At 44.2% G+C, this 14,058-nt stretch carries 9 protein-coding genes; 2 read left to right on the forward strand and 7 right to left on the reverse strand.

The features are described 5' to 3' along the window. Positions 1-46 precede the first annotated feature (46 nt). The 5 genes from HUJ21_RS13180 to HUJ21_RS13200 all read right to left on the reverse strand — a co-directional run bounded on the left by HUJ21_RS13180 (position 47) and on the right by HUJ21_RS13200 (position 7,434). Complete coding sequence (locus HUJ21_RS13180) at positions 47-1,123, reverse strand: Gfo/Idh/MocA family oxidoreductase (RefSeq protein ID WP_291370526.1); 1,077 nt, start codon at positions 1,121-1,123, stop codon at positions 47-49. Positions 1,124-1,324: 201 nt separating this feature from the next. Then, complete coding sequence (locus tag HUJ21_RS13185) at positions 1,325-4,429, reverse strand: PVC-type heme-binding CxxCH protein (RefSeq protein ID WP_291370528.1); 3,105 nt, start codon at positions 4,427-4,429, stop codon at positions 1,325-1,327. 7 nt (positions 4,430-4,436) lie between these two features. Further along, the gene (locus HUJ21_RS13190; protein WP_291370530.1) at positions 4,437-5,330 is read right to left on the reverse strand and encodes a phytanoyl-CoA dioxygenase family protein; all 894 of its coding nucleotides are present in this window, start codon (positions 5,328-5,330) and stop codon (positions 4,437-4,439) included. A 14-nt stretch (positions 5,331-5,344) separates the two neighbouring features. After that, positions 5,345-6,106 carry a DUF1080 domain-containing protein gene (locus HUJ21_RS13195; RefSeq protein ID WP_291370532.1) on the reverse strand — a complete coding sequence of 254 codons (762 nt, stop codon included), beginning with the start codon at positions 6,104-6,106 and terminating at the stop codon, positions 5,345-5,347. 29 nt (positions 6,107-6,135) lie between these two features. After that, on the reverse strand, positions 6,136-7,434 hold the full coding sequence (locus HUJ21_RS13200; RefSeq protein WP_291370534.1) for a Gfo/Idh/MocA family oxidoreductase: 1,299 nt from the start codon (positions 7,432-7,434) through the stop codon (positions 6,136-6,138). Positions 7,435-7,621: 187 nt separating this feature from the next. On the opposite strand from HUJ21_RS13200, the gene HUJ21_RS13205 reads away from it, so the two are divergent. Both HUJ21_RS13205 and HUJ21_RS13210 read left to right on the forward strand, forming a co-directional pair. After that, on the forward strand, positions 7,622-10,501 hold the full coding sequence (locus HUJ21_RS13205) for an FAD-binding and (Fe-S)-binding domain-containing protein (RefSeq protein ID WP_291370536.1): 2,880 nt from the start codon (positions 7,622-7,624) through the stop codon (positions 10,499-10,501). Positions 10,502-10,587: 86 nt separating this feature from the next. Further along, on the forward strand, positions 10,588-12,039 hold the full coding sequence (locus tag HUJ21_RS13210) for a Gfo/Idh/MocA family oxidoreductase (RefSeq protein WP_291370538.1): 1,452 nt from the start codon (positions 10,588-10,590) through the stop codon (positions 12,037-12,039). Positions 12,040-12,111: 72 nt separating this feature from the next. Here the strand turns inward: HUJ21_RS13210 and HUJ21_RS13215 are convergent, their stop codons facing one another. Beyond that, positions 12,112-12,984, reverse strand: coding sequence for an SMP-30/gluconolactonase/LRE family protein (locus tag HUJ21_RS13215; protein ID WP_291370540.1), 873 nt, complete (start codon positions 12,982-12,984; stop codon positions 12,112-12,114). A gap of 189 nt (positions 12,985-13,173) precedes the next feature. Next, positions 13,174-14,058 (reverse strand): sugar phosphate isomerase/epimerase family protein, encoded by an 885-nt coding sequence (locus HUJ21_RS13220; protein ID WP_291370541.1) that lies wholly within the window; start codon positions 14,056-14,058, stop codon positions 13,174-13,176.

Genomic DNA, 14,058 nt, shown 5'->3' on the forward strand with positions numbered 1-14,058 from the left:
TACATGAAAAATAAAATGATGGGGAAAATCATTAGGAGCCCCCGTATTACAAGGGTACCACTTTTCCAGTCCTTACAGATTCGTCACATGCAAAAGCTATTCTCAAACTATTGACAGCATCTTCCATATGGTTACTCAAATCCGTATCCTCATGAATGGATTGAAGAAAATATTCCTGTTCGCGCTTGCACAATGCGTTGTGATCCGGCTCATCCTTTAAATCAATCCATCTATCATCATGGGCAAATTTTTCATTCTTGTCCAGTTCTGAGCGATGATACAATAAAGACTCTGTTTTGGTATGGGCTTCGATACTGTCAGATTTTCCACTTCCCCCGGCTTCTTTGGCAACAATGGATACGGAGCCGGCAGGCCCAAAAACATCTTTGATAAAAAATGCCGTTTCACTGACCATTGGTCCCCATCCGGCTTCATACCAACCCACGGACCCATCTTCAAACCTGATCTGAAGGTTACCATAATTGTAATTACCCGCTGGTATCACTTCTGTTAATCTTGCTCCTATAGCATATACCTGAATGGGTTTAGAACGGGTCATTTGACACATGACATCAATATAATGCACGCCACAATCCACTATGGGACTAAGACTTTTCATCAGGTTTCGGTGCAGTGTCCACATCTTACCTTCACTTTGCTGGTTCAAATTCATGCGCATGACCAGGGGCTTGCCCAGCTTTTGACTCATCTCAATAAATTTCTCCCAGGAAGGATGGTGCCTCAAAATGTAGCCTACTACCAGTTTTTTATTATTTTTCCTGGCAGCATTGACCACCCTTCTGGCTCCCTCTACGGTATCGGCCAGCGGCTTTTCCACGAATACATGACAACCTCTCTCAAATGCATCAATAGCAAAAGTTTCATGTGTATCCGGATAGGTAGAAATGCTTACTGCATCAGGATGGGTAGCATCCATGGCTTTGTAATAATCATCATATAGGGCATAACCTCCCCCAAGTTTTTCATTAAGAATTTCCTTTGTTTTCCCTCCTGATACCAGGCCTACAATCTCATAACCATCAAGTTGGTGATAAGCCAGGGCATGGGATGCTCCCATATTCCCACAGCCGACTACTAGTATTTTTATTGTTTTCCGGGTCATGGTTGATATTTTTTTGTATTTCAGGTTTATCTTTTTATAGATTCAGTCCAATTTATAAAATTTTATCCTAACGAAAGGAACTTCAGCTCAATTCTTTCTTCTGGGTTAAAAAGAATTCCATTTAACCCTTTACAAGTCTCTTGAAATCAATCCGAAACAATTATTTGTTAGAAAGTTTGAAGGCCATATAAGCCGCTTTCATTATTCACCGTGTTGCAATCCATCCGGCAAAGATTCCAAATAAACCATTAAATCGCTCAGTTCCTGAAGATCAAGCACTTCTTCGAGGCCTGCCGGCATTAGCGATTGACTGGAAGAAACTATTTCAAGAAGCTCATTTTCATCTATTTGCACAACAGTTTCAGGTCCCACAGCCAATGCATACCTGCCCTCCTCAAAGGCACGGATAATGCCAATATAATTCTGGTTTTTTGTCTTTAAAGCCATTGTTTCGTACTCTCTGGCAAAACTTGCATTTGGATAAATAATGGCTTCTAAAATATCGTGCCTGTTTCGGATTTCTCCAATATTCGTAAGGTCTGGACCAAAAGCACCTCCCCTCTCAGCCACAGCGTGGCAATTGCCGCAGGTCCCTTTACCAAAGAATATTTCCCTGCCACGATCTACATCCCCGGATAGTAGTTCCATTGAAAGGCCTTCCAAATGTGCTAGCCGTCCTTCCTGATGTCGGGTCAAACTGTCCAGCAAAACTTTATCATTGCCTTGAAATATATCCTTTACCAGGCTTATGGAAAGCTTGTCCCAAATTGCCTTTCTTCCGAGCAAGTTTTCCTCCAGGACATGCAAAAGTTCCGGGTTAGTAATTTCAGGAAGGCTCTCCAACAGGTAGTATATGTTTGCATCAGAAACCTGCGGAAGAATTTCACTCATTATCCATTCTAATCTTGATGGAGTCACATTCAGGTTTCTAATTAAGCTGGCAGATAAATGCTTTGTTTGCTGATGATCTTTGGCCAAAAATTGCAGGGCTATCCATCGAAATTCTGCTTCGCTTACTTCCTTCCCATTACCAATCAGGGATTGATAAGCTTTTAATCTTAGCGCAGTGTCCAGGCTATCCGATTGTGCCAAATAGAGCAACTCTTGATTAAAATCAGGTATACCCATGCTTGCTATAAGCTGAACAATTGCTTCTTTGATCCCAGTTTCACCAATATTCATCGATCGGATCAGGCTTTCCTGTAATGCTTGGGTAAAATCCTTTGGAGGATGGGCCTGAAGCAGGTTGATTAACAGTAGCTTTTTTTCTTTATCCTCGCCCTTCATTTGATTTGTCAAAAAGCCCTGTACGGATAGTTTGTTGACAAAAACAGGCCATAACTCCATCATGGTCGATTCCTTACAACTCCCATTTTCCAGGCATGCATTCAGATAAGCAAGAAAGGATTGTTCCCATTCGGGGTGATTTTTTAAAAGCCAACCTGCGGTATGCTTTTCTACGCTGTCCTTTGAAATCAGGTAAGGGGCAATGTCCTTTTCTTCTAATTTTTCAGATCCCTTTTGGTCCAATGCAATCAAAGCGGCCTTATTGAACCCCTTAGCCTTCAAAATAGCTAAAAGCTGTTCCTCATTCTTCATTTCTATCAAGGCATAAATAGCCGCGTGCTCGAAATAACGGTCAAAAGGATAACTTTCCATCGCTTCCAGAAGGGGCATTGTAGCCATTGGAGATCCAATCTGCCCAAGGGCAGTAGCCAGCTGCCTGGCCAGGGGTAAGGGAGGGTTATTGGTCAAAACAGCCAGCAGTTCATCCACAGCAGTATTCACTTCTGCCATACCCAAAACTCTTGCTGCGGCAGTTTTTACCAGTTCACTATCATCATCTAATCCTTTTATAATTTGATTCCATGCTCTGGGGTTTTGGGTCCTGAACAATAAAAAAACAGCCTTTGCCCGAACCTGCTCTTCTGGATGTTCTTCCATCAATTTAATCAGATAGGGAATGGCCATCAATGGTTCCCTGAGCATTTTTTCTCCTGCCTTTTCCGCAACTCTGATTCTGGGGTCTTCCAATAGCCCTGCTAATTGCCCCATGTTCAGGTCTTCCCAGGGGATCTTTTTTCCCCAAAGGTCATCTGTTTTGGCTTTATCAGGCAATTTTTTGATCCTGAAGATTCCACCAGCTACCTCAGGCTTTGCTGTTCTGCTCAAGGGACAACCTGCAATGAACCAGCCACCAGTATTCACGAGCAGGAGGTTACCGTCCGGCTCCTGCAAAACATCGGTAGGGTGGAAATCTGATCGCTGAGAAGTAAGAAAATGATAACTTTCGGTATCAAAACTGGCACCCTGAACTGTCAAATTGGTCTGTACTATCCTTCCGGTATTAAACTCTGCATGAAAAAGGTCTCCTTCAAAATCAGACCCCCAGAAGGAACTCTGATACCTCATCAAACCAGAGGGAGAAACCCTTGCCATCTGATGCATGACAGGCATTAATTCACCGGTCCGGACCAGATTGTCTTCCTGTATTACAGGATGTGACTTGGGATAAACCCCGTCTTCAACCCAGTGCATCAAGGCATCCCTGAAACCTCCCTTCGGATCTGTAAAATAAGTCATGGTGCCCAGAACTTCACCTGAAGGTGTAAATGCCAGCTCAATGGCATTGTCAAATCCACCTCCGGCAAATTGTTGCAGTTGACTGCCATTGGGCAAACAGCGCCAGATCCTTGCCCCTTTCCCCTTAAAATGAACAAACTCTTTACTTAATATGTCATAACCCCTTCTGGCATCCGCCATGTATAACCATCCATCCGGACCCATAAATGGTCCACTCAGAATAGCAGCGTTGTGGTTAAGGGTCCAGCCGGATAAAAGTACTTCCTTTTCATCTGCAACCCCATCTCCATTATTATCCGTTAACTTCACCAAATCTGGTGAAGCGGTTACAATGAGGCTTCCATCCAGATAAACAGCACCCATAGGGAAGGGCAAACTATCCGCATATACGGTCTTATGATCAAAAATACCATCCGCATCTGTGTCTTCGAGAAGCAAAATTTGAAAGTCAGGATTTGCCAGAATACTGTCTGTACTTTCCGTATCCCCACTTGATTCCATCACGAAAAGTTTCCCCTGGTCATCAAATACGGCAAACATGGGGTATTTTACCAAACCTGGCAGGGTAGCTTCTTCTACTACAAATCCTTCCGGAACAGTAAACCCCTCCAAATTTTCCTGTTGAGGTTTCCAAAGATGAAGACTTCCCCACAGCGCAAAAATTAAAACCAATACAACAAACCAAAACCATAAAGGCTTGTTTCGTTTCAGGTGAATTCCCATATTCAATTTAAGCCTTAGGATATTCTTTTGCCCTATCAATCAAAATAGGGAAAAACTGACCTTTCAGTTGTTCTCCGGGAGAAAAAACAGGCACCCCTGCCAGTAATTCTTCATGAGTATTAGATTGGGTACCATCGGCAAAAACATTCAGGACAAAGGCCCTTCTCGATCTTTCAGATTTATTTTCGTAAGAACCATGGACCAAAAGTGGATGATGGAAAGTCCCATAACCTCTTTTCATTTCTATAGGTACAGGTTGAAATTCTTCCTTTTGCGCTTCATTGAGGTAATCCATTATACCATCCATGTCCCCTGCCAGTTCAGGTTTATCCAGCAGGCCCCAGCGGTGGCTTCCAGGAACATAATGCATGCAGCCATTTTGGGTATCCGCATCATCCAATCCCACCCAACAGGTGAGGTGCTGCATGGGAACGGAACGGGTCCAATAAGAGTAATCCTGGTGCCAGGCCACTACCCCGCCATGCCTGGCCGGTTTACAAAACAACTGGTCATGCCAGAACCTGACGGATTTGTCTTCAAGCAACTGGCTGGCAGCCATCACAAAAGCCGGGTTCCATAAAATATCGTGAAAACCATCCTTAATGCGCCAGTGTCCCAGTGAATGAAACAACACCGTGTCGGGATCCGTGGATTCATTGGATTTAAATTCATAAAAAAGTTCGTTCCCTGGATGTTCAGGGTCTGTCAATGCTTCTAATTCTTCATTTAATTTATCTACCTGCCAGGTTTCCAACAGTTTGATGTGGGACAAATATCCATTTTCTTTAAAGAATTTAACCTGCTCCGGAGAAAGTCTGTATTGCTCCCATTCCTCCTGACTTTTTGGCCATTCGAACAGATCCGTCAGCAGTTCATGAAATTCAGATAAATCTTTTGCCATTTTTAGGGTTTGGTTTATGGATTAGACAATAAGGGAGCAATCTGCTCTGCAGAAGTAACTCCCGGAGGCAATGGGGTCACAGTTAGGTTTCTAAAATGTATGGGTGCTCCTTCTGACTCCAGGCAGATATAGCCCTTTTTCTGACTTGATTGCCGGATACCATTGACAAATTTCCCATTGACAGACAACTTAATGACCCCATCCACACATACAACCACGTAAGTATTCCATTCACCCTTTCCTAAACAGCGGTTTTCGATGGATTTACTTCTTGTGCCCCTGGGATTATCGGGAATAGTCTCCACCCCACCTACACCGAAAAGCTCCCCATGCACATAGGCAATTGGGGGTAACTCTCCGTTTTCCTTTTTATTTTGGTTTACCCAATCCAGTTCCAGCATTTGTACTTCAACCCCATCCGGAAGTCGGTTTTCGCCAGGTGCAGCACTGGACCAGACAAATGTACCTGAATTGCCCCCGGCTTCCATGTGCTTCCATTCCACATACATGATGAAATTTTCATATTGCTTTTCAGAACGGATGACACCGATGGGCAGGCCTTCACAAACGAGCTCATTGCCTTCAAACCTCCAGGTATCTTCACCTGTATTGACATCATACCACTTCATGGGGTTTTCTTCCTTACTTTTCCCCTGGATCAAGGCATTCAGATCCTGCTCCTTTCCAAAGTCGAATAAATAATCCTGGGCAGCTACACCTGCCAAAGAAAAAAAATAAAATAACAGCAGGGCACTTAAATTTTGGGCAATCCTCATAAAATACAGATCTATGTTTTGGTTATTTGTTAAACTACCTTGGTTACTCCTGGTACAGCAGCCGGAGGGACATCCACTACCAGATCCCAGCGGTAATCTTCTGCAGCCGGTCCGAGTTTATGTTCGCTTTTCATGGCCTCTTCCCAGGTAATGGTCTGCCCACTATAGCCCACCATACGTCCAAGTACGGCAAGCATGGTACTGTTGGCCATCAATTCCCCTTCATTCATGGGTTGCCCTGCACGGATGGAGGCAAAAAGCTCTTCGTGCTGGGTCTCATATGGATTATTGAACTCTCCATCGTAATCCCAACGATTGGCACCCATGGTGGCATGCACCCTTTTTCCAATGTCTACCGAAGCAAATCCCTCTGTACCTGCAATGTCCACTTTGTTGGTATTGGAACAACCTTTTTGCTGCCTGCTGAAATGAACTCCCTTGATATTGTTTTCATATTCGTATTCGATAGCAAAATGGTCATAAATGTTTCCCCATTGCTCCTCCGTCCGGGATTGTCTTCCGCCTGTTCCCGTGGCGCGAATGGGTAGCCTGTCTCCCAGTGCCCAGGACATCATGTCCAAACTATGCACCATCATTTCTACGATATAATCCCCGGACAACCAATCATAATAATACCAGTTTCTCAATTGGTATTCCATTTCCGTCCAGTTATCCTGCCTGGGTTTGTACCAAAGTCCTCCACCATTTCTGGCAGTAAATACCGTAGTCACATCCCCAATTTCGCCATCCAGTATCCGGCTAAACAAAGCCCTTTTGGGAAAGTCATACCGAAAGGTAAATCCCGATACCACGGAGAGCCCTTTTTCTTTTGCCTTTTTGGCAGTTTCCAAAACGCTCCTGACCCCCGGCGCATCCACGGCTACGGGTTTTTCACAGAAGACATGTTTGCCTGCATCTACAGCAGCTTTGAAGTGGGCAGGACGGAAAGCCGGAGGGGTGGTCAAAATCACCACATCTACTCCCGCATCCAATACTTTTTGATAAGCATCAAAACCCACAAATTTATGGGCCCCATCCACTTTTACCTGGTCCGGATTGATTTTCTTCAGGGATTGGAACGACTCGTCCAGATAATCGGAAAAAATATCTCCCATACAAGTCAAAACTGCGTCTTTATCTGCTTTCAGTGCCTGGGCGGCTGCTCCTGTACCGCGCCCCCCACAACCAATCAAACCAACTTTCAGTGGTTCCCTGCGTGCTGCCTGAGCATGCGGAATACTCAATCCAAAGGGCAATAAGGAACTACCTATAACTGCAGTTCCGGTTGATTTTAAAAATTCGCGGCGGTTATCTTTTTTACTATTCATGGTTTTGATATCGTTTGTGGGTGTCAAATACCCTGTATTTTGCTGAATAAGTCCCAAAATACAATATGTCTTTTCAAGTTCAAACAATTTTTATATCAAAAGGCAAATGAGTATGGATAAAAATATTTGCATTTGTTATCAATCCCCAAAAAATAATATCTTTGGATAAATTGACAATAAACCTTTCATGCAAGTACCCAAACAAAAAACCAGGCCGGATCTATCTTTTCTGGCAGCCCAATTACAGGGAGAAGTATTGACAGACGCCGGTAGCCTGGCCATGTATGCCACAGATGCGAGCATCTACCAGATCCTGCCATTGGCAGTGGTCCTTCCCAAAGACGAAAATGATGTAATAAAGACCGTATCCTGGGCAAGTGATAAAAAGCTTACTATTTTACCAAGAGGAGGAGGCACCAGCCTGGCAGGACAAACGGTAGGACAATCCATCATTCTGGATTTTTCCAAATACATGGACCAAACCCTGGAAATCAATCAGGAAGAAAAGTGGGTAAGGGTTCAACCAGGAAAGGTCAGGGATGTGCTGAACGAAGAGTTGGCACCGATGGGCTTGCATTTCCCTGTAGATCCTGCCACTTCCAGCCGGGCCAATGTAGGAGGCATGGTAGGCAACAATTCTTCCGGAACCAAGAGTATCATTTATGGCAAAACGGTAGACCATATCATCGCAGCTAAAGTGCTACTCTCCGATGGCACCCTTTTGCATTTGAAAAAAACTGACCCTGAAACTTATCAGCAAATTGCATCCCAACCTTCAAGGGAGGGAGAAATATACAGGGAATTCAAGCAAATCATTGAACAAAATAAAACCTTAATCAAGGAGAAATTTCCCAAGGTAATGCGCCGGGTAGGAGGATACAATCTGGATGAGTTTGTGAATACGGATGAATGGAATCTGGCAAAGCTGATCACAGGGAGTGAAGGAACGCTGGCAACTACACTTGAATTAACCTTAAACCTGGAACCTCTACCTAAATTTAAATCTGTCTGTGTAGTTCATTTTACAGCTCTACTGGATGCAGTAGGGGCCGTCACTCCCATTCTCAAATACAAGCCATCGGCTGTGGAAATTCTGGATAAAATTGTGGTGGATCTAAGCCGGGAAAATCTTACCACCAGCAGGCATTGCCACTTTATCTCTGGAAATCCCGATGCCATTTTGATAGTGGAATTTTACGGGGAAAGTTTGGCAGAGGTGATGGAAAGGCCCACTGCCATGATCAAAGATTTACAGGAGCAGGGGTTGGGCTATGCCTATCCCCTGTTTCCACAAGGACCAGAATATGAGGATGTCTGGGTAGTCAGGAAAAAAGGGCTGGGTTTGATGCTGGGGATCAAGGGGAAAAAGAAACCCCTCCCATTTATTGAAGATGCCGGTATTCCTACCGTACACCTGAAAGAATACATTGACCGTACCCTTCAGATTTGCAAAAAGCACGAGACGGATGTAGCCATGTACGCCCATGTCAGTGTTGGTGTCATCCATGTACGTCCTATTCTGGATTTAAGGCAGGAAGCCGATATCAACAGATTAAAGGCCATTGCGGAAGACACTTTCAATCTGGTCATGGAATATGGTGGCTCCTGGAGCGGAGAGCATGGAGATGGCTTGGTAAGGAGTGCATTCAATGAGCGTTTTTTTGGCACCGGAATTTATCAGGCTTTTGTTCAGGTGAAACAATTATTTGATCCTGAAAACCTGATGAACCCGGGAAAGATTGTCAAAGCCCAAACCATAGAACATAATTTAAGGTATGGAGCCGCCTACAAAGATCAGAAAGTAGCAACTTCCTTTCTTTACAAGACCGAGCAAAGCTTTCAGGAATCAGTACACATGTGTACAGGTGTGGGCGAATGCAGAAAATTACTGGGAGGTACCATGTGCCCCAGTTTTAAAGCTACCCGGGATGAAGAACATTCCACCCGGGGAAGAGCCAATGCCCTGAGGATGGCCATGTCCGGTCAATTGGATGAAAAAGGGCTGGCTAGCGAAAGGCTGCAGGAAACCTTATCCCTTTGTCTGAGTTGCAAAGCCTGCAAATCCGAGTGTCCCAGCAACGTAGACATGGCAAAAATGAAAAGTGATGTCATGCAAATCTATTTTGACAAGAATGGAGCAGGGTTAAGGGATAAAATGATTAAAAATGCACCCATGATGGCCAGAAAATTTTCAGGTTTTCTGGCGGGCCTGGTCAATGTCATACAGGCTTCCTCCCTTTTCAGAAAAGGGCTGGACAAAATTACCGGTATTGACCAGAGACGAATGCTTCCGGCTTATGCCCCTGAACCTTTTTACAAATGGTTTGAAAAGAATAACCATTTCAAGTCCGATAAGAAAGTGGTGTTATTTGCAGACACCTATTTGAATTTCCATGAACCCGCTGTGGGAAAGGCGGCTTTAAAATTACTGAATGATTGTGGCTTTGAAGTAATTCTGGCCAACGTAGGCTGCTGCCAGCGACCCAAAATCTCTCATGGCTTTCTACGGGAAGCAAAGAAAGAGGGTATGAGCACCCTGAATGGGTTACTGAAATATATGGATCAGGGCCTGGATATTGTCCTTTGTGAGCCCAGTTGTGCTTCCGCTTTAAACGATGATTTTCCAGATTTGCTGGAGGATGACATTCTGGTGAAAAAATTGAAAAAACAGGTGATGATGATTGACCTTTTTCTGGCCAGGGAAATGGACAAGGGAAACCTACCTATAAAACTGAAGGCTAAATCTGATCAATTGTGGGTGCACGGACACTGCCACCAAAAAGCACTTTACGGTACGCAAGCCATGAAAAAAACATTGCTTGATCCGGAATCCTATTCAGAAATCCCTTCCGGATGCTGTGGAATGGCCGGATCTTTTGGCTATGAAAAGGAGCATTATGAATTATCAGAGAAAATAGGCCAGGAAATTCTATTTCCGGCAATAACACAATCCCCTTCTGATGCCACTCTGGCCGCTTGCGGTTTTAGCTGCCGACACCAGATCGAACATTTCACAGGTCGCAAAGCCAAACATTGGGTAGAATGTGTGGAAGTGGTCCCTGATTGATCAGCAACACACTTGATAATATGTTTAATTAACAAAGGAGCAATAACCAATAACCCCAAATGGAGAATAAAAACAGAAGAAATTTCATGAAAAAGAGTATTCTGGGTGCAACCGGAATTTACATCGTACCTTCCCATGTGGTGAGTGGATTGGGTCATGTTCCTCCCAGCGATAAACTCAACATTGCCGGAATAGGGGTTGGCGGAAAGGGAAGACCCAATCTGAATGCCATGAAATCAGAAAACGTGGTGGCACTGTGTGATGTGGACTGGGATTATGCAAAGCCTTGTTTTGAGGATTTCCCTAAAGCCCATAAGTTTCAAGACTGGAGGGAAATGTTTGATACCATGGGAAAGGATATAGATGCTGTGATGATAGCAACCCCGGACCATACCCATGCGCTGATTGCAGCTACGGCATTACAACTGGACAAACATGTGTATTGCCAAAAACCACTTACCCATTCCATTTATGAATCCAGGTTGCTTACCAAACTTGCCAGTGAACACAAGGTGGCTACCCAAATGGGCAATCAGGGCAATTCAGGAATTGATGCCAAAGAGGTGATAGAATGGATCCAAAATGGTGAAATTGGAGAGGTCAGAGAGGTGCATGCCTGGACCGACAGGCCCATTTGGCCACAGGGTTTGGAAAGGCCGCAAACAAAAATATCTATTCCCAAAACCCTGAATTGGGACCTGTTCCTTGGGCCAGCACCTTATCGGCCATACCATGAGATATACACACCATGGAACTGGAGAGGTTGGTGGGATTTTGGCACCGGAGCTTTTGGTGACATGGCCTGCCATGTACTGGATCCGGTCTATGCAGCCCTAAATTTGGGTTACCCTACGGAGATTGAAGGTACTTCTTCTCCCATAAATACAGAAAGTGCTCCCCAATCCGAACAAGTCAAGTTTCATTTTGCAGAAAGAAAACCATTGGAAAAAGTAAATTTACCGGAAGTGGATGTGTACTGGTATGACGGAGGATTACTCCCCTACCGACCGGATGGTTTACCTGAGGGCATTGACCTCATGGCAGATGGACTGGGAGGCTGCATATTTGTCGGTAGTAAAGATACCTTGTATTGTGGGTCCGGAGGTGTTGGTAGAAGATTGCTATCGGGCAGAGAACCAAAAGTAACTCCCTGGCTCCGGAGGATTCCCTCTGCCAAAGGCTACAAAGACGGTCCACATGAACAGGATTGGATTCGGGCCTGTAAAGAAGCTCCTGAAAACCGGATCGAATCCACAGCCAATTTTGCCTATTCAGGACCATTCAACGAAATGGTGCTTTTAGGTGTTTTGGCCATCAGACTGCAAAGCTTGCACAAAACCCTCGCATGGGATGGGACGAATATGCGATTTACCAATATTACCCCCGAGGACCAGCTCAGGGTAAAGCAATCAGACGGATTCACCCGGGTAAACGGCAAACCTCGGTTTAACAGTCAATTTGTTGATCTGAATGCAGAAGAGGCCATTCAGGAATATATCCGGCACCGGTACAGGGAAGGCTGGTTTTTGCCTGGATAAGATAAAATAACATGAAATGATATAATTTAGGCTAATGGTGTGCCGTAATATTAAACCAAATACCACTAAAGACTAAAAGCCTGCTTCAAAAACCGCTGCCCCCCTTACCGGCATCTTGCATAAAAACACGCCTCCACTCTGTGGGTATTTCTGAATCATATCGTCAGACAAGTTTTCCCTTGCCGTTGTGATGAGCAATTCATTATTTTCAGGTCCTACAAAGGCACATGAGGTAACATGTGGCGCGGCAACATCTATCTTGTCCAATTGCATCCCTGTTTTGGGATCCCATTGGTATACACCAAATCCACCATAATGCGCTACCCATAACTTACCGTTTTGGTCCATACACATGCCATCGGGTGTGCCCATTTCTTCCGGAATACTCACCGCAATCTGCTTAAAACTAATAAATCCTGTTTCTATATCGAAATCAAATGCCTGGATTTTCCGGGTGGGGCTGTCGATGTAATACATGGTCTTCTGATCCAGTGACCAACAAATTCCATTCGAAATGGTCACCAAATCAATTTTTTTCTTCACCTTAAGATCCAGGTCCATGCAATACAATGCACCTGCATTTTGGGTAAATTTGGTGCTCATTGTTCCAGCCCATAATCTGCCTTTTGCATCACAGGAGCCATCATTGAATCGGTTTTCCGGTCGTTCTTCCTCCACTTCAGCAAGCCAGCTCAAATCGGAAGTTTCAGGATCAAATCTGGCCAGTTTGGCATCCAATGCCAGCACCAATTTCCTGTTTTGGCCAGGCACTACCAATGAAAGCCGATGGGGGAATTCCCATTTTTTACTGTCTTTTTTTACTGGATCAAACTTGTACAAATGACCCTTTTCTATATCCACCCACATATAACATTGTTGCCCTTTATGCCAGGTGGGACTTTCCGCCAGGATACATTGGGCATCAACTAACAAATCTGCTTTCATAATTACTTCAATTTAATCTTTACAAAACGGGTTGCTTTCTTCCTGATTATCAGACCCAGGAAAGACAAACATGCCAGTGCCTGGCTTGAATAATATCTGGCTATTGAAACCCATTTTAGCATGCTTAATGTCCCATTTAGCCGTTTCTCAAAGTACTAAAATTGGTCTGAAATGAAAAGAAACCATTGATCAAGGCCAATATCTGGCTATTTTATTCTTTAAAAATAAAACACTTCTTTCCAGTTGATCCATTCCATCCACCCCATCTTCTATACTGATCCATCCATCAAATCCAACACTTTTCAATTCTGTGAATATGGCATCATAATCATTCAATCCTTTTCCGATTTCTCCGTGACTCAACCTTTTGGCATAGCCAACAGCACCTCCTTCTTCTTTTTGAAGGTCTTCTATGGTGCCGTATTTGAGGTACCGGTCACTGGCATGCATGCTTACCACCCTGTGGGAGACTTTTGCCAGCAATTCCAAGGGGTCTTCTCCTGCCAAAAAGGTATTACTGGGATCGTAATTTACACCAAAGTTGGGATGCTGGATGCTGTCTACAAGTTGACAAAAAACATCCATTTTCTGGGCAAATTCCGGATACTCCCAGAAGTCATCTTTGTAGTGGTTTTCCAGAATCAGAGTAATTCCCCGCTCCTCTGCATAAGGAATACAGGCCATGATAGATTCAGAAGCAAGTTTAACTCCCTCATTGATGCTCAGTTCCGGCCTTTTTTGTCCCGAAAGAACCCTGCAATAGCTGCCGCCAAGAGTATGGGTCATGTCAATCCAGTTTTTTTGTTTTTGGATTTCATTTTCCCGGAATACCCGGTCAGGATGTGTAAAATCAGGGGAACAACACATCATAGGTATCACTTTACCTGTATCTTCCACCATTTTCCTGAATTTCGGCCAATTGGATTGATCCTCCATTTCCAGAAAACCTGCATACCACTCCAGGCCATCAATATCCAGTTTGGCTGCCAGGCGGATCCATTCCTCAACTTTCATGGTACCATCCTTACACAAGGCCTGCATATAGGCTTTAGGGAATGCTGCTAATTTGGGCAT

It is taken from the genome of Cyclobacterium sp. (assembly GCF_014762705.1).
Classification (GTDB): Bacteria; Bacteroidota; Bacteroidia; order Cytophagales; family Cyclobacteriaceae; genus Cyclobacterium.